The following is a 26657-nucleotide window of genomic DNA, read 5'->3' as shown; positions in this document are numbered from 1 at the left end:
AGTGGCGCTTATTGTTCAAAAATTCGGTGGCACTTCGGTTGGCTCAATAGAGCGAATTGAAGCGGTCGCCGACCTTGTTGTTAAAACCAGACAACAAGGGCATCAAGTGGTTGTGGTTCTCTCTGCTATGTCGGGAGAAACCAACCGCTTAATTAACCTCGCCAAACAAATTGATACTCGCCCGAGTAGCCGTGAACTAGATGTACTTATTAGCACCGGAGAGCAGGTTTCTGTATCACTGCTTGCTATGGCTATTATCAAACGTGGTCATTCAGCTGTAAGCTTATTAGCCGATCAAGTCAATATTCTAACCGACAATATGTTTGGTAAAGCCCGTATTGAAGACGTTGCCGCTACACGTTTAAAGCATGAGCTTGAGCATAACCGCATTGCTATTATTGCTGGCTTTCAGGGGCGTGACGTTGAGGGCAATATTACAACGCTTGGACGCGGCGGCACCGATACATCGGCTGTAGAAATAGCAGCGGCTATAAAAGCCGACGAATGCCAGATCTATACAGACGTTGATGGCGTATATACTACAGATCCTCGTGTTGAACCTAACGCGCGCAGAATGAGCCAAGTTACTTTTGCCGAAATGCTAGAACTGGCAAGTTTAGGCGCAAAAGTTTTGCATATTCGCTCGGTAGAAGCTGCAGGTAGACACAATGTGCCACTTAGGGTGCTTTCTAGTTTTAATCCTGATGAAGGCACATTAATAAGTTTTGAGGAGAACGATATGCCAAGCAAGGTGGTATCGGGGATTGCGTTTAATTGTGACGAATGTTTAATTAAAGTAGATGGTGTGCCAAGCGGTACGCAATATCTTTCAAAAATATTGAAACTTTTTGCTGATAATGGCATCGAAATAGATATGATTAATCAAGTTAATCATATCTTTGAAAAAATAGACTATGCTTTTACTGTGCACTCGAATGATTATCTGCAAGCACTTGAATTATTGAGCGAAGATCAAGCTCAACTCAGTGCTCAAAATATAAGCGGATTACCAACAGTAGCTAAAGTTTCTGCTGTTGGAATGGGTATGAAATCGCATTCTGGTGTAGCAAGTTTATTTTTTGATGCATTAGCGCAGGAAAATATTAATGTAGTTTTAGTCTCGACTTCTGAGATTAAAATTTCAGTTTTAATAGATGAAAAGTACCTAGAGTTGGCAGTTCGTGCATTACACAAAGCATTTTTAACAGAAAATGGATAGATTGAGAGTTTTTACTTACTTTTCAGTCTAATTTTCATTAGTATGTTTAAGCGGAATCTTATAATTTTTATTGGAACATGGGAGCAAGAGAATGCTAATACTAACTCGTAGAGTAGGTGAAACCCTAATGATTGGTGACGAAGTAACAGTTACTGTTCTAGGTGTTAAAGGAAATCAAGTTCGAATCGGTGTTAATGCACCAAAAGACGTATCAGTGCATCGTGAAGAGATTTACATGCGCATACAAGCTGAAAAGTCGAACCCTAATCCGGGCAATGCTTAATCAACACGTATACGTAGTTGAGTAATTAGCTCAACTAGACTAAAAGCCACTCACTGAGTGGCTTTTTTGTTTATAAAAGCGAGTATTTCAGGGGTTAGTATTTGTTTTGAAATGTACTGCATTCCGCTTTTATTTTTAATAATAATACCTTGCTGAGTATCTATTACTTCGCTTATGTTTTGCCAAGTTAGCTCAAAACTTTTGTAATGATTAGCCGACTTAATGCCTTCTTCATCAAAGGTAAGTGTTACCTCAGAGCCTGACGCTCTGCTGAGCATTTGTCTGGTTACCCACCAAGGTCTGCGATAGTAAAAAGCGACGCACTCTAGTACACCTAGCATGATCATAAACGATCCTAAGTAATGATCGTTTAAAACATAAATGCCAAATAAACCAAGCGCAACGAGGAGTACAAGTAAAAAGTACTTAGGTTTGGCGCGCTTACTGTACGGGAGTGACTCATCAAAGCACTCGTAAAAGTAAGGTTTATCTAGTGTGTAGGTTGTTGTAAATGCCATATTGCCTTGCTTTAAATATCGTTTTTTTTATTTTAACAAGCTAGCCGCTAAATGAGCAGCTTTATAGTCAGTGATTTTATTACAGACACAAAAAAACGGCCCTAAGGCCGTTTTTTAGCGATACAAGAAGAATTAACAGTTAGTTTCTTCAGCGTTTACGCCTTCTTTAACATTTTCACATGCATCTTCTACTTTGTTTTGCACGTCAGTTACTGCTTCGTCAATACGTTCGCCTGCGTCTTCTGCATGATTGTCTTCACAACCCATGATAAAGAAACTTGCGAATAGACCGATTAGTGCTGCTTTTACAGTTGTTGAATTCATAATGTAATTCCTTGTAAGTGTTAATTAAATTTTAGTGTTTGTTAGTTGAATGCTTTATCTACCTGGGTGATTTACCACGTAGTGCACCTGAAACTAATGAGATCACTAAAAGTACTAAAAATATAAAAAATATAATTTTTGCTATACCAGCTGCGGCACCTGCGATGCCACCAAAACCTAACACTGCAGCGATTAAAGCAATAACTAAAAATGTAATTGTCCAGCGTAACATTGTTTTCTCCTTGGTTATCAAATTTGCTCACAATAACTAATGCCAGTTATATGCCAAAGTTTATTTTTGTTTTATATCAAGTGGTTATGGTTTTTAACTGTGTTTTTAGTTATTAGTTAGTTAGTAATTTTTACGCTTTGTTATGTAAGTTATTCACACTGTTACAAGTTACCGGTAAATATTCACTAAAAATAATCTTTTTGGTAAGACCAATTAACAATTGGTGTGTGTTTTTGTACTTATTATAAAATTTGGCGGTTATTTTTATTAAGTTGAATAGTTAATTAACAACTTCCATATAACTATTAGCTATAGTCGTTATTTTCTGTATGTATTGTAGGGCGCATGATTGCTGGGTTATGGCATGTAAATTTGTTGAGTGTTATGTTGTTTATAGTTTAATTGGTTTTACCAATTTACAAGATGTAGACAAAGCGACTAGTTTTGTTATTATCCAGTGAATAAATATTTAATTAAATCGATTTTTTATTTTCGATATGGGTTTCAAGGGGGAGAAAAATGGATATAGGTGCTCTACTCACAACGGCTGGTAGCTTAATGCTAACTGGTATGGTTGGGGTGTTTGTATTTCTGTCGATATTAATTGGTGCAGTAACGCTTATGTCTAATTTGGTGACGCGCTATAGCGAACCAGAGGCATCACCAGCTAAATCACCGTCTTTTAAATCTCAAGGTGTGCCTAATGAGCACATCGCTGCTATTAGTGCTGCCATTGCTCAGTACAAATCAAATAATAAATAAGGGGCACACACATGGCTAAATTAAAATTAACAGAATTGGTATTACGCGATGCGCACCAATCATTGCTCGCAACACGTATGCGCCTAGACGATATGCTACCTATTGCTAGCAAGCTAGATGATGCAGGTTATTGGTCTATTGAATCGTGGGGCGGTGCTACATTTGATTCGTGTATTCGTTATTTAGGCGAAGATCCTTGGGAGCGTATTCGCGCGCTTAAAAAAGCGATGCCTAATACTAAACAGCAAATGCTATTACGCGGTCAAAACCTATTAGGCTACCGCCATTACGCTGATGATGTAGTTGAAAAGTTTGTAGAACGCGCACATAAAAATGGCGTTGACGTATTTCGTATTTTCGATGCAATGAACGATGTACGTAACCTAGAAACAGCGATTAAAGCGGCTATAAAAGTAGGCGCACATGCTCAAGGTACTATTTCGTACACGGTAAGTCCTGTTCATACGCTTGATATGTGGCTGACTCTTGCTAAGCAATTAGAAGATTTAGGCTGTCACTCAATTTGTATTAAAGATATGGCGGGTTTATTAAAGCCGTACGATGCTGAAAAACTAATTAAAGCACTTAAGGAAACCGTGTCGGTTCCTATTGCTATGCAGTGCCACGCTACAACTGGTTTAAGTACTGCGACTTATCAAAAAGCGATTGATGCAGGCATTGATATGCTTGATACCGCTATTTCATCTATGAGTATGACTTACGGACACACAGCAACTGAAACTATTGTATCGATAGTTGAAGGAACTGAGCGCGATACTGACCTTGATTTAAATCATCTAGAAGAAATTGCTGCTTACTTTAGAGATGTACGTAAAAAATATGCGGCATTTGAAGGTAGCTTAAAAGGGGTTGATGGTCGTATTTTACTAGCTCAAGTACCTGGTGGCATGCTTACAAACATGGAAAACCAACTTAAAGAGCAAGGCGCGGCAGATAAGCTTAATGAAGTTTTGCTTGAGATCCCACGGGTACGTGAAGATCTTGGTTTTTTACCTTTAGTAACACCCACGTCGCAAATTGTAGGCACTCAAGCAGTACTTAACGTGCTAACCGGTGAGCGTTATAAAACAATTACTAAAGAAACTGCTGGCGTATTAAAAGGTGAATATGGCTTAACACCAGCACCAATGAATAAAGAGCTACAAGAGCGTGTGCTTGATGGAGCAGAGGTTATTACTTGTCGCCCTGCAGATAACATTGCACCAGAGCTTGCAACGCTTGAAGCTGAATTATTAAAAGAAGCACAAGAGCAAGGTTTAACACTTGCTGATGAGCAAATTGATGACGTACTAACTTATGCATTATTTCCGCAGGTTGGTTTGAAATTTATTAAAAATCGTAATAACCCTGATGCATTTGAGCCTATTCCTACCGTTGAAGATAAGAGCAATAAGGCAGCACCAAAATCAGGATCAAATAATAACAGCGTTAAAGCTGAGCAATACAGCGTAAAAGTAGATGGTAAAGTTTACGACGTAGTAGTGGCGCAAGGTGGTGAGCTAAAAGAAGTAACATTAAAAGACTCTGAGCACATTCCTCAGTCTGCTTCAGTTGCATCAGGTGAAACACTTAACGCACCTTTAGCCGGTAATATTTTTAAGATTAAGGTAAAAGCTGGGCAAGTTGTTAACGAAGGTGATGTAGTGATTATTATGGAAGCCATGAAAATGGAAACCGAAATACGCGCAATGCATACCGGAACTATTGCCGAAGTGTTGGTTGGTGAAGGCGATGCCGTAACTACCGGCGACGCTATGATTGCATTAGCTTAGGAGCAAATAGAGGATGGACGGTATTTTAAACCTCTGGAATGCGACCGGCATTGCTAACTTTACAATCCCATCGTTAATTATGATTGCGGTAGGGTGTTTATTACTGTTTTTAGCGATAGCTAAAGGCTTTGAACCACTATTATTATTACCAATTGGTTTTGGTGCAATTTTAACAAATGTACCAGTGGCAGGTTTGTCAGACTCAGGTGGGCTTTTGTATTACGTTTATTACGTGGGTATTGATACGGGGATTTTTCCGTTATTAATATTTATGGGAGTAGGGGCGCTGACCGACTTTAGCGCGCTTATTGCAAACCCACGTATGTTGTTATTAGGTGCGGCTGCACAGTTTGGTATTTTTGCTACACTGTTTGGCGCAATATTACTTAACTATGTGCCAGGCTTTGAGTTTACTCTACAGGACGCATCGGCTATTGCAATTATTGGTGGTGCAGATGGGCCAACAGCAATATTTTTAGCGTCAAAACTGGCTCCTGATTTACTTGGTGCAATAGCGGTAGCAGCATACTCATATATGGCATTAGTACCAATTATTCAACCGCCAATTATGCGTGCGTTAACAACCCCAGAAGAACGTAAAATTAAGATGCCAGAGCTTCGCAAAGTATCTAAAAAGGAAAAGATTATTTTCCCTCTTATGGTGCTTAGTTTAACGGCTATGTTTTTACCGGCTGCTATACCGCTTGTAGGTATGTTTTGTTTAGGTAACTTAATGCGAGAGTCGGGTGTTGTTGATAGATTAAGTAACAGTGCTCAAAACGAAATCATCAATGTTACAACTATATTTTTAGGTTTAGCTGTAGGTTCAAAGCTTGCTGCAGATAAGTTTTTAACTGTTGAGACGATTGGTATTTTAGTGCTTGGCGCACTGGCTTTTGCAATTGGTACTGCATCTGGCGTATTTATGGCAAAAGGACTTAACCGCATATCTAAAACACCTATAAACCCATTAATTGGGGCAGCAGGTGTATCGGCTGTGCCAATGGCGGCACGAGTAGTTAATAAAGTGGGCCTTGAAAGCAACCCACATAACTTTTTACTTATGCATGCTATGGGACCCAACGTAGCGGGTGTACTTGGTAGTGCAGTTGCTGCGGGTATTTTATTAGCACTTGTTGGCTAATAATTAACGTGGTAGTTAATAAATGATTTAGCGCAGTTTACTGCGCTTTTTTTTGTTCTTAATTTGTTCACCGCTAAATGGTTTCTTGTTCAGCGCTTTTTGTTTACAGTAACAGCTCTTCAAAATTTTAAGGATAGTTATCATGCTTCACACACCTTTAGCAAAGCACTTACCTCATGTTAGTAAACTTGTATTCGGATGCATGGGTCTGGGAGGCGGTTGGAATAAAGACGCAATCACTGATGCACATGTTAAGCAAACTCATGAATGCATAGATAACGCTATTGAAGGTGGCATTAACTTTTTTGACCATGCTGATATTTATACTTTTGGTAAAGCGGAGCAGGTTTTTGGTAAAGCATTAAGCGAGCGACCAGAGCTTAGAGAGCACATGTATATTCAATCTAAGTGTGGGATTCGTTTTGAAGATGACTTAGGGCCAAAGCGCTATGATTTTTCATCAAAGTGGATTGAGCAATCAGTTGAAGCATCCTTGAAGCGATTAAATACAGACTATTTAGACGTACTTATGCTACATCGTCCTGATCCACTCATGGAAGCTAACGAAATTGCTCGCATATTTAGTTGCTTAAAAGAAAGCGGTAAAGTGCGCAATTTTGCAGTATCGAATATGCAGCAACATCAAATGAATTTTTTACAGCATGCACTTGATATGCCGATTGTGGCTAATCAAATTGAGGCTAGTTTACAAAAACATCAGTTTGTTGATGAAGGTGTATATGCCGGTAACAGTGACGGTAAGGATCTTAATTTTACGCCCGGTAGTATTGAGTACTGTCGCCATTTTGAAATTCAAATTCAAAGCTGGGGCAGTTTATGCCAAGGATTATACAGCGGCAGTGATTTATCAAACGCATCGCAGGCTGATATAAACACCAGTCTTTTAGTTAATAAGCTGGCTGCACTTTATGATACGTCTGCTGAGGCTATAGTCATTGCATGGTTACTGCGCCATCCCGCATCTATTCAGCCGATTATTGGAACAACTAATGCCAAGCGTATTAAAGCCTCTTGTGATGCTGTAAACGTACAGCTAACTCGTGAGCATTGGTATGCACTTTATGTAAGCGCTAAAGGCCATGAGCTACCATAAGAAGGGCATTGATATGAATATATTCGTTATTTTAATTGGTTTGTTTGTCGCGCTAGCGATACTTATTCCATTGCTTGAAAAATATCAAAGTAAAATAGGGCTCAACGGTGCAACCAAATACAGCAAATATATTTGGCCATTAGTGATGGTGTCTTTAGTTATTCAGCTCATTTATGTATTAATGTACTAATGGTTTTTAGCGTACACAAAAAAGCCTTTGCAGGTTTAACCTGCAAAGGCTTTTTTAATGTTTATTAATAAACTTTATTTAAGTGCTAACTGTAGCTCGCGATTGCGCTCAAGTTGGGCAATAAAATTATCTGCAATAGGTTTAAACTTAGCAAGTTCTGAGCGAGGTAATGGCTCTGACTTAGGAAGTTTTACTGTTTTAGGATTACGGTGAACGCCATTTACTAAAAATTCATAGTGTAAATGCGCGCCAGTAACACGACCCGTAGAACCTACAGTACCAATTTGTTGGCCCTGTTTAACTTTTTGGCCCGTTTTAACTAGTTTCTTATTTAGGTGTAAGTACTTAGTTACATATTGTGTGCCATGGCTAATAAAGACGTAGTTACCGTTGTACTTGCTGTAACCCGCTTTAACTACCTTACCGTTCCCTGATGCAACCACCGGTGTGCCAGTGCGTGCCGCAAAGTCGATACCACGGTGCGCTCTAACTTGCCCAGTAACTGGGTGTAAGCGACGAGGATTAAAGCTCGAACTAATATACTTAAAGCTTACAGGTGCACGTAAAAATGCTTTTTTCATGCTACGCCCTTCAGGCGTATAAAAATTGCCGTCGGTATGGCGAATCGCTGCAAAGCGCTGACCTTGGTTTACAAATTCAGCGGCAATAATTTTACCGGTACCAATAAACTCGCCATCAACATAATGAGACTCGTAAATTAAGCCAAACACATCGCCTTTACGAATGTCGTTTGCAAAATCAACATCCCAACCAAATATGTCAGCAAAGTTCATTATTTGACGTTCGCTTAAACCTGCCGCTATTGCTGAAGTCCAAAAGTTGTTAGATATTTCGCCGCCAGCGGTTTTGGTTAGCGTTTCAATTTCTTTACTATCAATAGCTGTATCGTAGTTACCTTCTTCATTTAAGGTAACAAATAAAGTATCGGTTTTTGAAATCACATAGCGCAGTTGAGCCAAAGAGCCATCTTCAGCTGTCGCAAAGCTAAGTATTTCACCAGGGTGAATTTTAGTTAGCTTGCGCGTTTCTGCGTTAGTGTTAATTAGTTTATGGAGCGTTTGAGCTGAAAAACCAGCACGTTTGAAGATAATTGCTAAATTGTCGCCATTTTTAACTTTATGATCGACAAAGTCGTATTCTGGTAATTTTTCTGCTGCTTGCTCTGAATTTAACTCAGTTAATTTTTCGTTGTCATCAACTTTAACTTGTAACTCATAGCGCTTGCCTATCTCTAATGCATCTGCATTATTGTCTTTAGAAGCAGTCGCTTTTTCAGAAGGAAGAAATGCCAAGCCGGCAATAGCAGAAACTAAACCTAAAATAAGCAATTTGTGTTTTTTTGGGAGAGTGTTAACCACGTGAACCATAACGTGCCTTTTTCTGCTGTCAAGATAATAAATACATAATATTGCAGGATATACTTAATAATGTACGAATACTAGTGCTTTGTAGATTTAAACTAACCTTAAACTACGCTAAAATCAGGGTTAGGAAGCCTTTTTTAACGTCCTATCTAACTAAGACTCAATTCATTTTGTTTAGTTGCATTAATAACTTAAAAAGTTATTTTAATTAGGTAGAAATTTGTTATGTTAGCTACATATATATATTCGGTTTAAACCTATATTAAACCGTGATTACAAGTAACTAGTCCGCCCCTTCGTAGGCAGAATTTTGGAGTAACACAAAGTGGATTTACAAACCGCTCTAGCAGAGATAAAACGCGGTGCAGAAGAAATATTAATTGAAGACGAACTAGTTGAAAAACTAAAGTCGGGCAAAAAGCTAAAAATAAAAGCTGGCTTTGATCCTACAGCCCCTGATTTACATTTAGGGCACACTGTACTAATTAATAAAATGAAAACCTTTCAGGATTTAGGTCATGAGGTTATTTTCTTAATTGGTGACTTTACTGGCATGATTGGTGACCCAACAGGTAAAAACGTAACGCGTAAACCACTTACTCGCGAAGACGTACTAGCCAATGCCGAAACATATAAAGAACAAGTATTCAAAATTCTAGATCCTGCTAAAACCACTGTTGCATTTAACTCTACTTGGATGGAAAAGTTAGGCGCTGCAGGTATGATAAAACTTGCTGCTAACCAAACAGTAGCGCGCATGCTTGAACGTGATGACTTTAAAAAGCGTTACGGCAGCGGTCAACCAATTGCAATTCACGAGTTTTTATATCCACTGGTACAAGGTTGGGATTCGGTTGCACTAGAGTCAGATGTTGAACTGGGCGGTACTGATCAGCGCTTTAACTTGCTAATGGGTCGTGAGCTACAAAAAGTTGAAGGGCAAAAGCCGCAAACAGTATTAATGATGCCATTACTTGAAGGTACTGACGGCGTTCAAAAAATGTCTAAGTCGCTTGGTAACTACATTGGTATTACTGATGCGCCAAACGATATGTTTGGTAAAATAATGTCAATTAGTGATGTGCTAATGTGGCGTTATTACGATTTATTAAGCGCGCTTTCTATTGAAGAAATTGCAGCTCAAAAAGAACGTGTTGAGCAAGGTACTAACCCGCGCGATATTAAAATTGAACTAGCTAAAGAGCTAATTGCTCGTTTCCATAGTGAAGCTGATGCACAAGGTGCACATGATGATTTTATTCAGCGTTTTCAGAAAAAAGCGTTACCAGATGAAATCCCTGAGCTAACAATCACTATCGCAGAAGACACTATTTTAATTGCTAACTTGCTTAAAGAAGCAAATTTAGTAGTAAGTACATCAGAAGCAATGCGTATGATTAAGCAAGGTGCAGTTAAACTTAACGGTGAAGATAAAATCACTGACACCAAACTTGAAATAGCAAAAGGCACAACAGCTATTTACCAAGTAGGTAAACGTAAGTTTGCAAACATCACTGTAGCTTAAATACCGTTTGAAAACTAAAAAACCAGCCTAGGCTGGTTTTTTTGTGCTCGTATTTTGGGGTCTGTAAATAGTTACGAGGTAGTCACTAAATAGTCACTAAATCACTTTTAATATTTCAATACTTACAATTACTAACAACCAAAATACACGCGCCTGATTTAATCTATTAATTATTACAGGTACATCCTCGGGTGTAGGTAGTCTATCAGTACCTATACGCATTTTATTAAAGCGAGTACCTAAATAAACTGCAGGCCCGCCCAGCTGCACACCAAGTGATGCAGAGCATGTGCTTAGTAGCCAACCTGTATTTGTTTGATAAAAATGTCTACCATAATGCTTTATGTAGTGCATGCTTTGTTTGCTCGCTCTACTTGCTGCAATAGTTAAAGCGAGTAAGCGCATTGGAATATACTCAATAATAAACAAGAGAGTTTTAAGCGGTTTTAAAAAGTAGCTATTTGGGGATATATCACTACGCCAGGCTTGTTGTATTAAAGTAAGCAATCGATAGGCGAGGGCAGTAATTGGGCCAAAGGCTAAAAATATAAATATAACTACGAAATAGTATCGAGCAGTGCGCAGTATTAAGCTTTCAATTAATGCTTTAATAATACCAGGAGATGAAAGCCTATTAACTTCACGGGCAAGCAGTGGTTTTAGTAATTCGCGTGCTGTCGATTTTTGATTTTGTTTAGTTAGCTTTGCAATGCGAAGTGCTTTTTTATCAATACTCTTACTTTCTAAGCATAAGTATAAAATAAGACCTGCGAGTAATTCAGGGTAAAAAGCAAACTCGAGTAGTAGCACTACAATAATGAGAATGACACTTAAAATGAGCGTGCTTGCGAGTATAGCTGCCAAATATTGATAGCTTTTAGGTTCTTTGCTTTTGTATATGCGCTTGCCAATAGCACTAAAAACAGCATTTAACGCTGTATTAGGATGATACCAGCTAATAAGGGGAATAAAGCGCTCAGCAAGGAGCGCTAGTATGAAGGCAATAAAGTCCAAGTGGTTTTGAACAATATTGCTAAGCATTTACAGAGACACTGCAGTTAGCTTTTCTAAAAGTGCGACAACCATTTTAGATGAGTTGATTGATGCTGTTTCTAGGTATTCTTCAAATGATTGTGGTGACTCTTTACCTGCTATATCAGACATTGAGCGAATTACAACAAATGGTGTGTTAAGCGTAAAACACGTTTGTGCAATTGAAGCGCCTTCCATTTCAACGGCAAGCATTGTAGGAAAATCACTGCGTGCTTTATCGATACGCACAGGGTCACACATGAATGTGTCACCAGTACAAATTAAGCCAACAAGTGTTTTAACATCACTGATTTGTTCGATTGTTTGTTGTGCTGCTTCAACTAATTTAGGGTGAGCTGCAAAGCCTGCTGGCATTTGTGGTACTTGGCCAATTTCGTAGCCAAAAGCAGTAACATCTACATCGTGATGACGTACTTCTGACGAAATTACTACGTCGCCAACACTTAGAGAAGGATCGAATCCACCGGCAGAGCCTGTGTTAATTACGCAATCAGGTTTGAAGTTGTCAATTAGTAAGGTAGTTGCAATTGTTGATGCTACTTTACCAATACCAGATTGAACAAGTGTTACTGTGTTACCAGCCAATTCACCAGTATAAAAAGTGAAACCTGCTTTAGTTAAAATTTGTGCGTTTTGCATCGCTTCACGTAAAATTTTAACTTCTGGCTCCATTGCGCCAATAATACCAACATTCATAATGTTTAATTCCTGAGTTTGAATCACTTGATTATACGTGAAGTTAGCAATAAAAAACAAAAAAGCGAGCTTGTTTATGAGCTCGCTTTAAATACTTTTTAGGAGAGTATTTAATTTGGTTTTTAAATTTCAGCTAAAGCAGTTGTTTGTGCTTTGGCTTGAGAAGGTGAAAGTACCGCTGGCTTATGTGAGCGATTACGAACAGGGCGCTGCGTTTGTGTTGCTGCAGGCTTACCAAGTTTAAACATAATTGCATCGCGTACTTCAGAAGGACGGTAGCCCGATTTAACTTTCATACGAATATGTGGAATGCCCGCAGACTCTAGTGCACCGTTTACAAACCAGTCGCGTTGAGCTTTGTGGCCATCTTTATTGGCATTGTTAACTAGGTCAACGGCCGCAACAATAGTTAGTTTTTCTTTATCGATTAATACAAAGTCGAGTTGCTTATTTTTAGCTTTAGCTAAAGCAGCACGTTTAGATTTAATAGAAAGACCTTGCTTACAGTCAATAACGTCAATTAGCTTAACGCGACTAACAATTTTATATTGATCGCCAACAGCACGCTCGAGAAGATTTAAAAAAGCGCCTTCAACCTGCGTAAAAACAGTTTGCTTGCGGGTAAAAGGATACGGGTTTCCGCCATCGTCATTAAATTTTGACGCAACAACAGAAGCCCCGACAACTAATACTAGAATTAATAATAAAGCGAATTCCATACGGTAACTCCATAACAACAAATTGACACTGCTCAAATAAAGCAATTTACGTGCCTAAAAAGTATGAGTTATAAAATAATTACCAACTGTTTATAAAAGCTAAAACGATGTAGCTATTAAGCTTTGTATCCACCTTCAATACCTTTAACCGCAATAGCTACAGCATCGTGTGCATGGAGTGATTCATAATGGTTTATTTGCAGCCAGTAATCGCTGTAATTATCTGTTTCTAATAAAGCTTTAATTTTACGCGCTGCATCTTCACAAAACATAAGATTTTGACCATTTAAACGGGCAAATTCTTGCTCGTCTTCGCGTTTTACTGCCGCTTGTACAGGCGTTTTAAGTTCAGCTTCGAGGGTATTTATTAGAGTCACTACGTCAAATTCTTGAATATTGCTATCAAGCTTTACTTTTACGTTGGCAATAGAGCGCTGCGAGTGAGGTGTAGCTACTATGCCTTGTGTAGTGCCTAGCCATTCGTGCACATCTTTTTGGCTTAAGGTTTCTTGGTTAAACTTTTCGTTAAACGCGTTTTGTATAAGCTGGCGTGCAAGTGCTGCAGAGCAAGGGCATGTTGAAGAATAGGTAACATCTACGGTTAGCTCGTAGCTAATAATGTTATTTTCAATTGTACTGGTAAGTACAACTGGGTAGCTTTTCCAGCCCGCTTTACCACTTAATAGTGATTTACGGCGTAGCGGTAATTCAAATTTAAATTCAATTTGTGCTTTATCGCTCAGCCCTTCGTGGCTAGTTATAAAGGTATCGAGTGCTTGCGCTATTGTTTGCGGATTGACTTGCTGCTCAGTTGAAAGCAGGTCAAGTGCTAAAAATAGACGTGACATATGAATGCCTTTGGCATCTTCTTTATGCAAATTTACAAATGCACGAGCTTTGGCATTTACTGTAACTGGAGATAAGTCTCGTGACTCAAAAATAAATGGCAGTTCGATTTCGCCCATGCCAACCCAGTCTAATTTACCTGTTTGTAAAGCGGGTGCAGTGTCTGCTATATCTGGCATATTGGTTTGCATGTGCGCTACTCGTATTTTGGAGATAATAAAGCGGGGCATTTTACACTAAATAATTTATTGCTGAAATGATGAGTTTAAGAGATGAGCAAAATCAAACATGAAAAATTCTGTTTTTATCGCACAACATGGGTAGTGGTAGGAGAAAAATGCTAAAATCTGGGAAAATGGTATGTTTATACATGCGCATTGCCTTCTTTATATTTAAGCACACAGCTAAGAGATAAAATTACGTATGACCGATTATTCTTTGAGCCCTTGGGCTCGGGTACTTTCCAGCTCAATAACGCGATTTGGTGAATTTAAAACCGCAGCTATTTGTTACACTTTATTTTTAACTGTATCTCTTATTTTATCGAGCATGTTTTATTATGTTGCGATAGGCGAATTACACCTTGTTGATATTTTGGCTGTGGTATTTTTTACGGCTGTAGTTTCTCCTTTAATTATAAGTGTATTACTTAATTCAATTCGTCAATTAGATGCCTCGTATGCTTATTTAGATAGCGCAACCAAGCAGGAGAAGCTCTTAAACCAAACCCTAAAAGACAACATTAGTCGTTTAAATATTGAAATTGATGAGCGTAAAATGGCATTTCATGCCAAGCATCGCGCTATTGAAGAGCTGCGCCGAGAAATTGCTGAGCGTAAAAAAACACAACAAGAACTTGCCCAACAAAGTATGTTGCAACGCTCAATCGTTGATTCATCTCCCGATCTATTTTATTACCGCGATAACAACGGTGTATTTGCCGGCTGTAATAAAATGTTTGAAGAGGTAATGGGAAAATCAAGTAGTGAGTTAATAGGAAAAACGGTTGAGCAGATATTCCCGAGTCATTTTTTAGCTGAAGTTTTGGCAACCGATAAAGAAGTAGAGCAAAGCCATAAAGCACTAACTATAGATGTAGGCTATGAAGTAAATGGTGAAACACGTTGGTTTGAGCTGCGTAAATTACCTTTTATAAATGATGACGGTGACTACATTGGTTTACTGGGCTTTGGTCGTGATATCACTAGCCGTAAAGAAGCAGCACAAGCACTCGAAACTGCCTATAAAGACAAAGGTAAGTTTATTGCTACGCTGAGCCATGAACTACGTACTCCTTTAAATGGCATTGTTGGTTTAACGCGTATGTTATTAGACACAGAGCTTAATAAGCAGCAGCGTAGTTGGGGCAATACTATTTTTTCGAGTGCTGAAACACTCGGTAATATTTTTAACGATATTATAGATTTAGATAAAATAGATAGAGATCAGCTCGATATAGCAACCAATTCTATTAATGTGTCAGACTTTATAAACGATGTAGTTAATTTTGCAGGCTTAATAGCAGAGCAAAAAGAGCTTGAGTTTGATATTAAGCGCAATGGCATACTTGATGTTTACGCGCAGCTCGATCCGACTCGATTACGCCAAGTTGTTTGGAACTTAATTAACAACGCCGTTAAGTTTACTCAGCAAGGCAAAGTAACACTCGAATGCAGCAGAGAAAATCGCGTAGAAGGCCCATGGTTAGTTATTAAGGTACTAGATACCGGTCAAGGTATTCCACCAGAGCAACTTGCCCATATATTTGATATGTATTACAAAGCGCCGGATTTAAAAGGCACTAACGCGATAGGCTCCGGTATTGGTTTAGCTGTAACTAAAGCACTTGTAAGTGCAATGAAAGGGATAATTACGGTAAATAGTACTGAAGGCGAAGGAAGTTGTTTTACAGTGCAAATACCGCTTAGTTTATGTGTTGCACCAACAGAGCAAAGTTATGTTGGCCGTGGTTTGTATATTCTGCTAGTAGAAGATGTGCCTCTGAACGCCGAAATTGCTACAAACCTATTAGAGCAACGCGGGCATGAAGTGTTATGGGCTGAAACCGGTGAAGATGCGCTCTCGTTTGTCGAAACCGAAGATGACTTAGATTTAGTACTACTCGATATGCAATTGCCAGATATAAACGGTGACGTGGTTGCTAAACAAATACGCTCAGATAGCCACTTCGATAAATTACCTATTGTTGCTTTAACTGCCAATGTACGCAGTGCTGAAAAAGAGCTTGAAGGTATATCAATACAAGGTGCGTTGGCCAAGCCAATTAACACAGTTAAGCTTGATAAAATGCTGGCTGACTTATTTGGCATTAAGCAAAGTGAATGCACAGAGCCACAGCTAAAAGTAAGTGAAGAAGCGCTAGAGGGCATTGATGCACACTTATTAGATATTGAAACAATAGAAGACTTTGTAAATTCGATGGGCTTAGTTGTATTTAGACGCAGTAGTCAGTTATTTGAAAAGCTAAGTCCACAATATCAGCAAGAATTACTTACTTCATTAAATACCGGCGATAGAGAAGAGTATGAATCAGTAGCGCATAAACTTAAAGGTGCGGCTGGCTCGGTAGGTTTAAATGATGTGCAGCTTCATGCCAAAATAATGGAGCATGGTGCGATTGATGAATCTGATGAAGTGTTAAAGCAGTGGTTAGATGTTTTAGCAGATAAAATAAATGAAGGACAAAAAGCCCTTCATTTATTTTTACAGCAATTAGAGTAAAACTAATTAGCTCTAATTAAGCGTCAATTTTACCAATGAAACGGTAACCTTCACCATGGATGGTGCTGATTAACTCTGACGTTGAGTTATCACTCTCAAAATGCTTACGAATGCGACGAATAGTAACATCAACAGTACGGTCATTTGCACGAAGCTCACGGCCTGTCATGTGCTTGATTAATTGCTCACGACTAAAAATACGACCTGGAGAATCAAGCATTAAACGAAGTGCTCTGTACTCACCTTTTGGTAAACGTTTAGCGTCGCCATTTGGAGAAGTAAGACAGCGGCTATTCTCATCAAGTTCCCAACCGTTAAACGTAATAACACCATTTGTTTCTAGTGCAGACTCTTCACCGCCTAAAGCAGTACGAGTAATAAGGTTGCGAGCTCTAATAGTTAATTCACGCGGGTTGAATGGCTTAGTAACATAGTCATCTGCGCCAATTTCAAGACCTAAAATACGGTCAACATCGTTGTCACGACCGGTTAGGAATATAAGACCTACTTTACGCTTTTGGCGTAATTCACGGGCTAAAATAAGACCGTTTTTACCAGGAAGGTTGATATCCATAACTACAAGATTAACGTCATCGTTATTTGTAAGCTTGTCATGCATATCATCGCCATCAATGGCTTCAATAACTTTGTACCCTTCAGCTTCAAATAAACTAACTAGGTTCAGTCGAGTTACGTCTTCATCTTCTACGATTAGAATGACTGGCGTTTGCATTATTAATTAACCTTTTGGAATATTTTATTTATAAAAAAACCGGTGACGAATTTATAACCGATTACTAGAGATTATAGGATTATACCCATTTGTTAACAAGGAAAAAACAAATTGGATAAAAATAAAACAGTAGGGTGTCCAAAGTCTACTAAAAAGGGCAGTGCAAAAACTACTGTTTAATTGATATATACGTGGATGTAGCTATTTGAATCATAAAGTCGAAGCCATTTTCCTTTAATAATTGATACATCATTCAATCAAACAAGGTACTTAAAATAATCAGACTAATTCAAAGCAAAACTATATCACTTTCTAACCTTTCATCAATGTATGTGATACAGCAAAGATAAAAAAGTTCATAAATCGCTTGGTAATATTTATTTAATGCAATTAAATAATGTTACGCGCTTATCACATGCCTCATTAATGAGGTCATTAAATGCTAATTCAAGGATAAATTTTAAATATATGCACTTTTTAGTGATCTTTATTTAAGGAATAGTAATTATAAAGCGAGCACCGTGTTTTTCTTCAAGATCAAACATAACTCTTCCGCCAAGTGCTTGTGTTACTAGGTTGTAGACCAAGTGCATGCCTAAGCCGCTTGCGCCTTGTCCGCGCTTTGAAGTTACAAACGGATCAAAAATTCTATTTTTAATGTTTTTATCAACACCTTGACCATTGTCAGAATAAACTATTGTTAATTTTTTCCCTACCAGTTCTACGTCAAAGCGAATTTCATTATTTTCTTTACCTATAAATCCATGAATCACAGAGTTCATAAGCAACTGCTGAAACACTTGTTGCAGAGGTTCAGACTTACTATGAATAGCCAAGTCGGTCGGACAGTTAATAATAACGACAGGCTTTTTAGGCAGTAGTTCAGATTGAATCGATGTTAAAACATCACTTATTAATTTATGTACATTAATATAGGTATTAACACCGTCGTCTTGAATAACGGCCACTTTTTTAAAGTTAGATATCAGGTCTGCGGCACGATTTAGATTACGATAAATTAAGTCTAAGTTTTCAATACCTTCATCTATAAAGCGTTTTAGATGGCTTGAGGTAAGTTTTTTATCGTCAAAGCTTTGCTGTATATCTGCCAGTTTATCTCGAAGTAATGTAGAGCCTGTAATACCTAGCCCTATTGGTGTATTCACTTCATGGGCAACCCCAGCAACCATTTGCCCAAGCGATGCCATTTTTTCGTTTTCAACAATTTGCGTTTGGTACTGATGCATTCTCTCAAGGGTTGATAAAAGCTCTTGATTTGCTTCTCTGAGAGCGATTGTTCGCTGGTTTACTTTTTCTTCAAGGCTCTGGTTTAGTTGTTTTATTTCTTGTTTATCTTTTTCGTGGCGCTCAAGTTGCTTTTTGGTACGTGTAAGCATGATATTTAAACTATTTGAAAGAGCGGTTATTTCTTTTACATCGGTTATTGGCGCGCGTGCATCATAGTTATGATTTTTAGATACATCCTGCAATAGCATGCTTAACTGTTCTATTGGCTTGGCTATACGTCGTTGAACTTTTATAGCAATAAAGTAAACAACGATTAAAATTAATAGAGTTAATAGCACGTCTATTAATATTTTTCTCTCAATATAAGTCTCTAAACTTTCGAGGCTCCCTCGCATATATACATAACCTACCAACTTTTCGTTATCGTAAATAGGGCGGGTTAGTTCAATATGATCGCTCGTAATTCGTGGCGTTTTTAGCTCATCAACACTGTCTATTCTTAGTGGTACTGGAGGTGTTTTTTTTGCATTAAAGCTAATAAAAAAAACAGGTTTTTGAGATGCTTTTTCTATTGAATAAATATGTATGTTTTTTACAAGGGGGATATTTTCAAATGACTTGAGGCGTTTTTCTTCTGTTTTTCTATCATCTTCAACTACTGATTTACCAGCATCAAAAGCTACAATTTCAGAAAGTATGACGAGTTTATTAATGATTAATTGCTTTTGCTCTTTTACGCTTAAATAAGTAGATATCGAAATAGATAGCGACAAGCAAATAGCTGTAATAAGCATAATTAAATTTATGAGTGCTTTGCGAATGCTACTTTGATGAACTTTTTTAGGCATTATTTCGTTATCGCCTGAATTAATTTTGATTATTTAGAGTTTTAGTTTAGCAAAGACGGGAGAAAATGAAGGAAAAAAGCTAAATTAATTCTTATATTTATGCGAAGGTTAGCTTGAGCGCGTTTGCACTCAAGCATTTTTTAAAATAATACTAGCTGCTATATACGGCAAACTTGTTATTTTTAAATACCGTTTGGTAGCTTTCAAATTGCGTTTCTAAAATAGGCGGGTATTTTAAAAAGCTGTTAGCAACAATATTCAGCTTTCCTACTTTAGTTAAATGCTGTTTTGCATTTGCTAAAAATGTTTCTGCTACTGTGTAGTCGGTTGCAATACCTGTATGAAAAGGTGGATTGCTAATAATTAAATCAAACTTACCGGTAATGCTTTTAAGGCCGTCACTTAATATCGCTTCGCCTTTGATGTTGTTAAGCTTTAGAGTTTGCTGTGTTGCGTAAGTTGCCAGTGCACTTACATCACTACACACAAACTCAAGTGCTGGATTATGCAGCCCTAAAAAGGTTGCTATTAAACCTGCACCACAACCAAAGTCGAGAACCCTACCTTGCTTAATTGTCGGTGCGTTTTCGAGTAGAACTTTCGTTCCCATATCTAAACTACCGTGATTAAACACCCCTGGGACACTAATAGCTGTAAACTCGGTGTCGGCAACATTAACAACAAACTTTTTATGGTAGGTCGTAATATCAAAGTCAGGATGCTGGGTAATCTCAGCAAATGAGTAAAGAACGCAGTGCTTAGCTGAATCAATTTTGTTACTAAACTCAGCTTTACCAGCTAATTGCTTTTCAATTGATTTAACACCACTTTTGTTTTCACCTACCACCAATAGTTCGGCATCGTCAGTAATAGCAGATCGAATATTATCAAGCGCCATTAATAACTCAGGTTTTGATTTAGGATAGTAAAGAATAACTAAATCGTAGCCGTTACCAGGTATTGTGTGATTTACACAAATCTCAACGTCTTTGGTGTTTTTAGCAAACTCACCGTTAGCATGGTTGTAGCTAAATGCAGTTACCTTGCTTTGCGGGTTAAGTTTTTTAAGCTCTGTTAAAAAGCCATCTTGAACAAAGTTGACCACCAAGATAGATTTGCCCGTTAGTGCCTCGCTATTACGAAGTAACAGTAAACTTGGGTTGGTTAGTACGCTCATAAATGGCTTTGCCTTACAGTATGTTTAGTTTTATTAAAAATAAAAGTGAGTGCTTAAAGTTACAAATTACTCAGTACGTTCAAACATTAAATCCCACACGCCATGACCTAGGCGATGTCCGCGCTGCTCAAACTTAGTAAGCGGGCGCAAATCTGGACGTGGAACATAATCGTTTGTTTCTGATTGGTTTTTAAAACCAGGAGCTACATTCATTACTTCGAGCATATGCTCTGCATAGTTTTCCCAATCTGTTGCCATATGAAAAACGCCACCCATTTTCAGTTGGGCTCTTAGTTTTTCAACAAACTCAGTTTGTACAATACGGCGTTTATGATGACGCTTTTTATGCCAAGGATCAGGGAAAAACAACTGTAGTGTTGTTAAGCTTTCATTAGGTATACAGTCTGCAAGTACTTCAACTGCATCGTGTTCAAAAATACGTAAGTTAGTAATGCCTGCTTCATCGGCATCCATTAAACAAGCACCAACGCCTGGGCGGTGTACTTCAATACCAATAAAGTTTAGGTGAGGGGCATTTGTTGCCATTTCGACAAGCGATTTACCCATACCAAAACCAATTTCTACTACTACATCGTTGTTGTTGCCAAAAACTTCGCTTAAATCAAGCATACCGTTTTTATGCTCTAGGCCCATTGTTGGCCAGCATTTTTCGATTGCAGCGGCTTGGCCTTTGGTTAATCGACCTTCGCGTTTTACAAAACTGCGAATGGTGCGGATGTATTTACCTTCTTGCTTAGCTTGCTCAAGGTTAGTGTTGCTTGATTCACTCATATTATTGGCCTGACAAAAACAATGTGTTTAAAAATGGTTGCATATTATCCCTGACCGAGCCCGCAATCACAAGTATTAGCTGGTTTTACACGCCCTATAGCTTGATCTTTTTATTAACTACAATAGACTGAGCCGCCATTGAGCATCAGTAAAAGTACAATATGTTGGATTTAAATAAAAAACAGTCTAATTCGTTTTCTAATCAAGTCGTTGATTGGTATCACCTTCATGGGCGTAAAACACTTCCATGGCAGTTGGGTAAAACACCTTATAAAGTGTGGGTGTCTGAGGTGATGCTCCAGCAAACTCAAGTTATTACTGTTATCCCATATTTTGAAAAATTTATGCAAAGCTTTCCAGATATTATTGCTTTAGCCGATGCTGATGAAGATTTAGTACTGCATCACTGGACCGGCTTAGGGTATTACGCTCGTGCGCGTAACTTACATAAAACAGCTAAAATAGTACGTGACAAGTTCCAAGGCGAATTTCCGCAAACGCTTGATGAAGTAATGGATTTACCGGGAATAGGACGCTCTACTGCCGGGGCTGTTTTATCATTGTCGCTTGGGCAGCATCATCCAATTTTAGATGGGAATGTTAAGCGAGTCTTAGCGCGCTACTTTATGATAGAAGGTTGGTACGGTGTTAAAAAAGTCGAAAACCAGCTTTGGCATTTATCAGAGCAATTAACACCTAAAAATAATGTCACCGAATTTAATCAAGCTATGATGGATTTAGGTGCGAGTGTTTGCTCACGCAGCCGGTTTGATTGCGAGGCTTGCCCATTAAATTCAGGTTGTGGTGCTTTTAATGCAGGTAAAGTAAAAGAGTTTCCACATTCTAAACCTAAAAAAGCAGTGCCGAAGAAGAGTTGTCATCAGTTAATTATTCAGTGCGGCGATAAAGTGCTTATGGAAAAACGCCCTAACAGCGGTATTTGGGGAGGACTATTTGGTTTTTTTGAATTTAATGAGTACGAGGAGCTTCAAATATTTTTAGCTCAGCAAGGATTAGAAGCCGACTTAGTAGAGCTTGAAGCGTTTATTCATGTGTTTTCACATTTTGAGCTGACGATTAATCCGCATGTGCTCAATGTTAAGAACATTCCTGATGTAGTAAATGACAAACAATTAGTGTGGTATCCGCTTGATCAATCAATAGAGGTTGGCCTAGCAGCGCCAACTAAAAAGTTGGTTAAACAAATTACAGCAATAGTATAGAATAGCCCCATATTTAGCGTTAGAGAGAATCAATCATGGCACGTACAGTATTTTGTCAAAAGTTACAAAAAGAAGCCGAAGGGCTTGGCTTTCAGTTATACCCTGGTGAAGTTGGTGAAAAGATTTTTAATAACATCTCTAAAGAAGCGTGGGGTCAGTGGCAGCATAAGCAAACAATGCTTATTAACGAAAAGCATTTAAATATGATGGATCCAGAGCACCGCACATTTTTAGAAGAGCAAATGGTTGGCTTTTTGTTTGAAAACAAAGATGTGGAAATTGAAGGTTATCGACCGCCTGAAAAATAATATTTTGAACATAAAAAAAGGGCTAAATAGCCCTTTTTTTGTGTGCGATTATTTAATCACTTAACTCATCTTCTTGCTCAGAGATTTTAATTTGTTCTTTTAAAAATTGAGCTGCCTTAGAGTATTCAATTTCTAACTTATCTCTTAAGTCTATTAATTCATCGGTAGTGAGTTCACCTTTTTTACATTTATCTTCAAATGCACTTGAAAGTTCAGCCACCGTTAGGGCACCAATTGTTTTAGAGATCGATTTTAATTGATGACACCCTTCAATAATCTCATCTAAATCGTTAACCATAACGCCTGAATTAATCCCCTTAATTAGCCCTTGGCTTTGTTCTAAATACATTTTGAAAAAGCGTAACTGTTTAGCTTCGTCACCATTTACATATTTAGCAACTGCTTCCATATCAATAGGTAGCGCCATGGTTTGATGGATAACTACATTTGGGTTTTGGCTTTGCTTATCGCTCCAGCGTTTTAAAGTGTCCTCTAACGCGTTTAGCTCTATAGGTTTGGTAATGAAGTCGTTTATACCTACGGCTAAGCAACGCTCTTTTTCGCCTTTAAGTGCGTTTGCTGTTACAGCAATAATGTAAGGCTGTGCATCAATTGATTCTAATAGCTCTGCTTCGTTACGGATTTTTTCGACCATATCGTAACCCGACATTTTAGGCATGTGTAAGTCGGTTAAAATAAGTGAGTAATCACCTTTTCTCCACATATCTAAGCCTTCTTCACCGTTGTTTGCTATCTCAACGCCAAAACCTAGTATGTGTAATTGATCGGTCAGCACTTGTTGGTTTAGAAGGTTATCTTCAACAAGTAAAACCAATTTGTTTGATTTACGAGCTTGCTCAACATTTAAATAGTTATTAAGTGTTTTGGTTTTTTTAATTTGTTTAGGTGTATGCAAACCTGCAGCGACTAAAATAGACAGCATAAAGTTAGACTTACATAAAGGAGAGGCATTAATATAAAAAATATTATTATGATTTATAGCCGCTTCATCAAGCTTACTTAGTACAACAACTTGTTGGTTATAATCCTCTAATGAATAAAATAAGCGTCTTAGCAGCGCGTTTGTTTTATCCATATTGTCTATGCCATCAGCCACCCAAATAATATCTTGCGAATGTTGATGCTCTTCAATTTCTTCTTCTGTGTGTGCATAAACTATTTTAGCGCCCATAAACGATAAATAACGGTACATTGTTTTTTCACGTTCTAGGTGATTACTAACTACAACAATTTGCTTACCATTTAATGCACCTTTGTGTGCGTACTTAATTCTACCCGATGTGCTAAACGGCAGTTCAACAGTAAACTCACTGCCAATTCCTGTATGGCTAGTTACATGAATAGTACCTAGCATAAGCTCAGTTAAGCTTTTACAAATAGAAAGACCTAAACCTGTCCCTCCATATTCTCGGGTAATCGAATTTTCGGCTTGAATAAACGGATTAAATATTTCGCGTAGTTGTGCCTGCGACATGCCTTTACCGTTATCAGTTACGCAAAAGCGTAAGGTAAAGTGATCAGTCGTATTATGTACCACCTCTACTGATATTTTTACATGCCCTTGGGTTTTTTCATCAGTGCTCGTAAATTTAATTGCGTTACTACATAGGTTATAAAGAACCTGACGTACACGTACGCTATCACCGGTAAGATTTATAGGAATATCTGGTGCTATTGCTAGCTCTAAATCAAGCTCACGTTTTTTAGCAACAGATGAGAGCACACGAGCAACTTCTTCAATAGTATCGGTTACCGAAAATGGGATCGGGTCAATATTTAGCTTTCCAGCCTCAATTTTAGAGAAATCTAAAATATCATCCAAAATGCTCAATAACGAAAATGCTGATTCACGAATAATCGTACTTAAACGATGCTGAGCGCCATCAAGTTCGGTCTGGCGCAGTAAATCAATAGTACCTATAACACCATTCATCGGTGTTCTTATTTCGTGACTCATCGTTGCTAAGAATGTTGTTTTAGTTTCGCTTGCTCGCTCTGCTTTTAATGTGGCTTGCTCAAGCGCTAAGGTACGATTTTGCACTTCGGCTTCTAGGCCATTTTGTAATTTATAAAGCTCTTTTTGTGCAGAGTCATTCTCGCTCATTGCAGTTTGTACTTTTTGTAGCAATAAGTTGATGTTTTTTGCTACTACACCTAAACCAATATCAAGTTGCTCATCAACATTACTATTGTAATTAGCATCTTCAGTGATTGCCTGTAACTCTTGAGTAAGAGTGTCAGTACTTTTACGTAAGCGCGTATTAATGTACATATTAAACATTAAAGTAAGTATAAATAATGCAGCAACACTCGCTATCGCGATGATGTAAGCGATAACTTGAGAATCTTGAGCGCTTAAAGGCGTGGCTGGTATGTTTTGCTTAATAATAAGCTCGCCAATGGGTTGATCGTTTAACAATAGTAGGTGATGCAGAATACCTTCTTCTTTTAAGTGCTTTTCAGTTTTAACAGAAGCGATGGCTGGTTTACTGCTGCTATATACCAACTGAGTATCTGATGTAGCATTGAAGCGATATAGAGTATATTCAAAGTCACCGTCTAATAAGGAGGTTAAATCAAGTAACTGTTTTACTTTACCTTGACCATACATAGTTAATGCATCAACCATAGGTAAGTCTAATCTATCGGCAAGCGTTACAATATTAATAGATGATACTGGTTGGGCTGTCTTAACTTCAGTTTGTGTATAAAATGAGTGGGCAACAATAGCGAGCGCTGTTACAGCAATATTAATGATTAAAAAAAGTGGCAGTAAGCCTTTTACTGGCGATGAGAATTTACTCTGCATTGATTGTTTCCAATTGATGTGTTTTTACTACGATAAGTCCCTATCGTACGTATCTAAGCTAATCGTAACATTTACAAAAAATAATTCACTACGGTTTTAGTCTGATTTAGTTATATTTATTTATAGTTATAGCCCGATTTGTGGTAAAAATGAACGTTATTAATAAAAAATGTACTGAGTTGTCTGAAAACCGTTCAAACAGTTATAAAGAAGAAAAAAAAAGTTGACTTGTAAGGGCAAAACTCGTTTAATACGCCGCACGCCCAGATAGCTCAGTCGCTAGAGATGAGTGGGAATTGCATTAAAAATCCTTTAAGATTTTTAATTAGCACTGTTTAAGTGCCTCGATAGCTCAGTTGGTAGAGCAGAGGATTGAAAATCCTCGTGTCCCTGGTTCGATTCCGGGTCGAGGCACCATTTATTAAAGTAGTGGTGTTTAATCAACAGTTTAAACATTATTACGCGTGCCTTAGCACACAGTTTTGTGTGCCGACTTAGCTCAGCTGGTAGAGCAACTGACTTGTAATCAGTAGGTCAACCGTTCGACTCGGTTAGTCGGCACCATTTATTAAAAGTTAAATAATTATTTTACTTTTAGTTAGCACAGTTTATGTGCCTCGATAGCTCAGTCGGTAGAGCAGAGGATTGAAAATCCTCGTGTCCGTGGTTCGATTCCGCGTCGAGGCACCATTTGCTTTAAGTTCTCAATCTTTAAAATTGAACGTGCCTTAGCACACAGTTTTGTGTGCCGACTTAGCTCAGCTGGTAGAGCAACTGACTTGTAATCAGTAGGTCAACCGTTCGACTCGGTTAGTCGGCACCATTTATTTAAAGTTAATTGTAAAGTATTACAATTAATTAGCACAGTTTATGTGCCTCGATAGCTCAGTCGGTAGAGCAGAGGATTGAAAATCCTCGTGTCCGTGGTTCGATTCCGCGTCGAGGCACCATTT

24 protein-coding genes and 5 tRNA genes are annotated in these 26657 nt (G+C 38.2%); 16 read left to right on the top strand and 13 right to left on the bottom strand.

Going from position 1 to position 26657, the window contains the following annotated elements; genetic code table 11:
- The first annotated feature begins 1 nt into the window (after position 1).
- Both I6F50_RS18110 and csrA read left to right on the top strand, forming a co-directional pair.
- Positions 2-1219 carry an aspartate kinase gene (locus I6F50_RS18110; RefSeq protein ID WP_197176920.1) on the top strand — a complete coding sequence of 406 codons (1218 nt, stop codon included), beginning with the start codon at positions 2-4 and terminating at the stop codon, positions 1217-1219.
- A gap of 91 nt (positions 1220-1310) precedes the next feature.
- Complete coding sequence (gene csrA, locus I6F50_RS18105) at positions 1311-1502, top strand: carbon storage regulator CsrA (protein WP_004587515.1); 192 nt, start codon at positions 1311-1313, stop codon at positions 1500-1502.
- Positions 1503-1552: 50 nt separating this feature from the next.
- Here csrA and I6F50_RS18100 read toward each other — a convergent pair whose 3' ends face one another.
- From I6F50_RS18100 to I6F50_RS18090, 3 genes are all read right to left on the bottom strand, one after another.
- Positions 1553-2020 carry a YcxB family protein gene (locus I6F50_RS18100; protein WP_165727244.1) on the bottom strand — a complete coding sequence of 156 codons (468 nt, stop codon included), beginning with the start codon at positions 2018-2020 and terminating at the stop codon, positions 1553-1555.
- A 132-nt stretch (positions 2021-2152) separates the two neighbouring features.
- Positions 2153-2344, bottom strand: a complete 192-nt coding sequence (locus I6F50_RS18095; protein ID WP_007378921.1) for a hypothetical protein — start codon at positions 2342-2344, stop codon at positions 2153-2155.
- A 58-nt stretch (positions 2345-2402) separates the two neighbouring features.
- Positions 2403-2576, bottom strand: coding sequence for a DUF1328 domain-containing protein (locus I6F50_RS18090; protein WP_002961939.1), 174 nt, complete (start codon positions 2574-2576; stop codon positions 2403-2405).
- Positions 2577-3095: 519 nt separating this feature from the next.
- Here I6F50_RS18090 and I6F50_RS18085 point away from each other — a divergent pair.
- The 5 genes from I6F50_RS18085 to I6F50_RS18065 all read left to right on the top strand — a co-directional run bounded on the left by I6F50_RS18085 (position 3096) and on the right by I6F50_RS18065 (position 7579).
- Entirely contained in the window at positions 3096-3338 is a 243-nt protein-coding gene (locus I6F50_RS18085; RefSeq protein WP_007583814.1) for an OadG family protein, read from the top strand.
- Positions 3339-3349: 11 nt separating this feature from the next.
- Positions 3350-5131 (top strand): sodium-extruding oxaloacetate decarboxylase subunit alpha, encoded by a 1782-nt coding sequence (gene oadA, locus I6F50_RS18080; protein ID WP_165722092.1) that lies wholly within the window; start codon positions 3350-3352, stop codon positions 5129-5131.
- Between the two features lie 13 nt (positions 5132-5144).
- Positions 5145-6275, top strand: a complete 1131-nt coding sequence (locus I6F50_RS18075) for a sodium ion-translocating decarboxylase subunit beta (protein WP_197176918.1) — start codon at positions 5145-5147, stop codon at positions 6273-6275.
- 142 nt (positions 6276-6417) lie between these two features.
- A complete protein-coding gene (locus I6F50_RS18070) occupies positions 6418-7389 on the top strand; it encodes an aldo/keto reductase family oxidoreductase (protein WP_165727246.1) in 972 nt (323 codons plus the stop codon).
- Between the two features lie 13 nt (positions 7390-7402).
- Entirely contained in the window at positions 7403-7579 is a 177-nt protein-coding gene (locus I6F50_RS18065; RefSeq protein WP_007583822.1) for a hypothetical protein, read from the top strand.
- Positions 7580-7653: 74 nt separating this feature from the next.
- Here I6F50_RS18065 and I6F50_RS18060 read toward each other — a convergent pair whose 3' ends face one another.
- Positions 7654-8967: a peptidoglycan DD-metalloendopeptidase family protein gene (locus I6F50_RS18060; RefSeq protein ID WP_007585425.1), complete on the bottom strand. Its 1314-nt coding sequence runs from the start codon at positions 8965-8967 to the stop codon at positions 7654-7656.
- Between the two features lie 322 nt (positions 8968-9289).
- Between I6F50_RS18060 and tyrS the strand changes: the two genes are divergently transcribed.
- On the top strand, positions 9290-10489 hold the full coding sequence (tyrS, locus tag I6F50_RS18055; RefSeq protein WP_007585427.1) for a tyrosine--tRNA ligase: 1200 nt from the start codon (positions 9290-9292) through the stop codon (positions 10487-10489).
- Positions 10490-10585: 96 nt separating this feature from the next.
- Here the strand turns inward: tyrS and I6F50_RS18050 are convergent, their stop codons facing one another.
- From I6F50_RS18050 to folE2, 4 genes are all read right to left on the bottom strand, one after another.
- Positions 10586-11530 carry a regulatory signaling modulator protein AmpE gene (locus tag I6F50_RS18050; RefSeq protein ID WP_165727247.1) on the bottom strand — a complete coding sequence of 315 codons (945 nt, stop codon included), beginning with the start codon at positions 11528-11530 and terminating at the stop codon, positions 10586-10588.
- A complete protein-coding gene (mtnN, locus tag I6F50_RS18045) occupies positions 11531-12238 on the bottom strand; it encodes a 5'-methylthioadenosine/S-adenosylhomocysteine nucleosidase (RefSeq protein ID WP_165727248.1) in 708 nt (235 codons plus the stop codon).
- A 122-nt stretch (positions 12239-12360) separates the two neighbouring features.
- Entirely contained in the window at positions 12361-12957 is a 597-nt protein-coding gene (locus I6F50_RS18040; protein ID WP_007582968.1) for a DUF2726 domain-containing protein, read from the bottom strand.
- Positions 12958-13073: 116 nt separating this feature from the next.
- Entirely contained in the window at positions 13074-13994 is a 921-nt protein-coding gene (gene folE2, locus I6F50_RS18035; protein WP_024589695.1) for a GTP cyclohydrolase FolE2, read from the bottom strand.
- A 232-nt stretch (positions 13995-14226) separates the two neighbouring features.
- On the opposite strand from folE2, the gene arcB reads away from it, so the two are divergent.
- Entirely contained in the window at positions 14227-16545 is a 2319-nt protein-coding gene (gene arcB / locus I6F50_RS18030; RefSeq protein ID WP_007582964.1) for an aerobic respiration two-component sensor histidine kinase ArcB, read from the top strand.
- Between the two features lie 16 nt (positions 16546-16561).
- On the opposite strand, the gene arcA is transcribed toward arcB, so the two are convergent.
- The 4 genes from arcA to trmB all read right to left on the bottom strand — a co-directional run bounded on the left by arcA (position 16562) and on the right by trmB (position 21343).
- Positions 16562-17278: a two-component system response regulator ArcA gene (arcA, locus tag I6F50_RS18025; protein WP_002962549.1), complete on the bottom strand. Its 717-nt coding sequence runs from the start codon at positions 17276-17278 to the stop codon at positions 16562-16564.
- A gap of 491 nt (positions 17279-17769) precedes the next feature.
- Positions 17770-19374 (bottom strand): sensor histidine kinase, encoded by a 1605-nt coding sequence (locus I6F50_RS18020; protein ID WP_007582962.1) that lies wholly within the window; start codon positions 19372-19374, stop codon positions 17770-17772.
- Between the two features lie 151 nt (positions 19375-19525).
- Positions 19526-20551, bottom strand: a complete 1026-nt coding sequence (locus tag I6F50_RS18015) for a methyltransferase (RefSeq protein ID WP_165741825.1) — start codon at positions 20549-20551, stop codon at positions 19526-19528.
- 66 nt (positions 20552-20617) lie between these two features.
- Positions 20618-21343 (bottom strand): tRNA (guanosine(46)-N7)-methyltransferase TrmB, encoded by a 726-nt coding sequence (trmB, locus tag I6F50_RS18010; RefSeq protein WP_007582957.1) that lies wholly within the window; start codon positions 21341-21343, stop codon positions 20618-20620.
- Between the two features lie 161 nt (positions 21344-21504).
- Between trmB and mutY the strand changes: the two genes are divergently transcribed.
- On the top strand, positions 21505-22566 hold the full coding sequence (mutY, locus tag I6F50_RS18005; protein WP_197176916.1) for an A/G-specific adenine glycosylase: 1062 nt from the start codon (positions 21505-21507) through the stop codon (positions 22564-22566).
- A gap of 35 nt (positions 22567-22601) precedes the next feature.
- Positions 22602-22874 carry an oxidative damage protection protein gene (locus I6F50_RS18000; protein ID WP_007582954.1) on the top strand — a complete coding sequence of 91 codons (273 nt, stop codon included), beginning with the start codon at positions 22602-22604 and terminating at the stop codon, positions 22872-22874.
- A 52-nt stretch (positions 22875-22926) separates the two neighbouring features.
- Here I6F50_RS18000 and I6F50_RS17995 read toward each other — a convergent pair whose 3' ends face one another.
- Complete coding sequence (locus I6F50_RS17995; protein ID WP_007582951.1) at positions 22927-25704, bottom strand: ATP-binding protein; 2778 nt, start codon at positions 25702-25704, stop codon at positions 22927-22929.
- 341 nt (positions 25705-26045) lie between these two features.
- Between I6F50_RS17995 and I6F50_RS17990 the strand changes: the two genes are divergently transcribed.
- From I6F50_RS17990 to I6F50_RS17970, 5 genes are all read left to right on the top strand, one after another.
- Positions 26046-26121: transfer RNA gene (locus I6F50_RS17990), tRNA-Phe, on the top strand.
- Between the two features lie 71 nt (positions 26122-26192).
- Positions 26193-26268, top strand: a tRNA-Thr gene (locus I6F50_RS17985).
- A gap of 50 nt (positions 26269-26318) precedes the next feature.
- Positions 26319-26394 (top strand) — tRNA-Phe (locus I6F50_RS17980).
- A 57-nt stretch (positions 26395-26451) separates the two neighbouring features.
- Positions 26452-26527 (top strand) — tRNA-Thr (locus tag I6F50_RS17975).
- Between the two features lie 51 nt (positions 26528-26578).
- Positions 26579-26654 (top strand) — tRNA-Phe (locus I6F50_RS17970).
- The last annotated feature ends 3 nt before the right edge of the window (positions 26655-26657 follow it).

Source organism: Pseudoalteromonas sp. NZS127_1 (assembly GCF_015864295.1).
GTDB classification, from domain to species: domain Bacteria; phylum Pseudomonadota; class Gammaproteobacteria; order Enterobacterales; family Alteromonadaceae; genus Pseudoalteromonas; species Pseudoalteromonas arctica.
Note: the sequence above shows the minus strand (reverse complement) of the source record. Positions and strands in the feature narration are given on the sequence as shown.

Excerpts from the sequence above, each read along its gene's own strand:
- mtnN (WP_165727248.1), bottom strand. The coding sequence starts at position 12,238 with ATGAATGTTGGTATTATTGGCGCAATGGAGCCAGAAGTTAAAATTTTA.
- oadA (WP_165722092.1), top strand. The coding sequence starts at position 3,350 with ATGGCTAAATTAAAATTAACAGAATTGGTATTACGCGATGCGCACCAA.
- I6F50_RS17995 (WP_007582951.1), bottom strand. The coding sequence starts at position 25,704 with ATGCAGAGTAAATTCTCATCGCCAGTAAAAGGCTTACTGCCACTTTTT.
- I6F50_RS18015 (WP_165741825.1), bottom strand. The coding sequence starts at position 20,551 with ATGAGCGTACTAACCAACCCAAGTTTACTGTTACTTCGTAATAGCGAG.
- I6F50_RS18060 (WP_007585425.1), bottom strand. The coding sequence starts at position 8,967 with ATGGTTCACGTGGTTAACACTCTCCCAAAAAAACACAAATTGCTTATT.
- I6F50_RS18100 (WP_165727244.1), bottom strand. The coding sequence starts at position 2,020 with ATGGCATTTACAACAACCTACACACTAGATAAACCTTACTTTTACGAG.
- I6F50_RS18085 (WP_007583814.1), top strand. The coding sequence starts at position 3,096 with ATGGATATAGGTGCTCTACTCACAACGGCTGGTAGCTTAATGCTAACT.
- folE2 (WP_024589695.1), bottom strand. The coding sequence starts at position 13,994 with ATGCAAACCAATATGCCAGATATAGCAGACACTGCACCCGCTTTACAA.
- I6F50_RS18075 (WP_197176918.1), top strand. The coding sequence starts at position 5,145 with ATGGACGGTATTTTAAACCTCTGGAATGCGACCGGCATTGCTAACTTT.
- I6F50_RS18050 (WP_165727247.1), bottom strand. The coding sequence starts at position 11,530 with ATGCTTAGCAATATTGTTCAAAACCACTTGGACTTTATTGCCTTCATA.
- arcA (WP_002962549.1), bottom strand. The coding sequence starts at position 17,278 with ATGCAAACGCCAGTCATTCTAATCGTAGAAGATGAAGACGTAACTCGA.
- csrA (WP_004587515.1), top strand. The coding sequence starts at position 1,311 with ATGCTAATACTAACTCGTAGAGTAGGTGAAACCCTAATGATTGGTGAC.
- I6F50_RS18020 (WP_007582962.1), bottom strand. The coding sequence starts at position 19,374 with ATGCCTAAAAAAGTTCATCAAAGTAGCATTCGCAAAGCACTCATAAAT.
- I6F50_RS18065 (WP_007583822.1), top strand. The coding sequence starts at position 7,403 with ATGAATATATTCGTTATTTTAATTGGTTTGTTTGTCGCGCTAGCGATA.
- arcB (WP_007582964.1), top strand. The coding sequence starts at position 14,227 with ATGACCGATTATTCTTTGAGCCCTTGGGCTCGGGTACTTTCCAGCTCA.
- mutY (WP_197176916.1), top strand. The coding sequence starts at position 21,505 with ATGTTGGATTTAAATAAAAAACAGTCTAATTCGTTTTCTAATCAAGTC.
- I6F50_RS18095 (WP_007378921.1), bottom strand. The coding sequence starts at position 2,344 with ATGAATTCAACAACTGTAAAAGCAGCACTAATCGGTCTATTCGCAAGT.
- I6F50_RS18070 (WP_165727246.1), top strand. The coding sequence starts at position 6,418 with ATGCTTCACACACCTTTAGCAAAGCACTTACCTCATGTTAGTAAACTT.
- I6F50_RS18040 (WP_007582968.1), bottom strand. The coding sequence starts at position 12,957 with ATGGAATTCGCTTTATTATTAATTCTAGTATTAGTTGTCGGGGCTTCT.
- I6F50_RS18090 (WP_002961939.1), bottom strand. The coding sequence starts at position 2,576 with ATGTTACGCTGGACAATTACATTTTTAGTTATTGCTTTAATCGCTGCA.
- trmB (WP_007582957.1), bottom strand. The coding sequence starts at position 21,343 with ATGAGTGAATCAAGCAACACTAACCTTGAGCAAGCTAAGCAAGAAGGT.
- I6F50_RS18000 (WP_007582954.1), top strand. The coding sequence starts at position 22,602 with ATGGCACGTACAGTATTTTGTCAAAAGTTACAAAAAGAAGCCGAAGGG.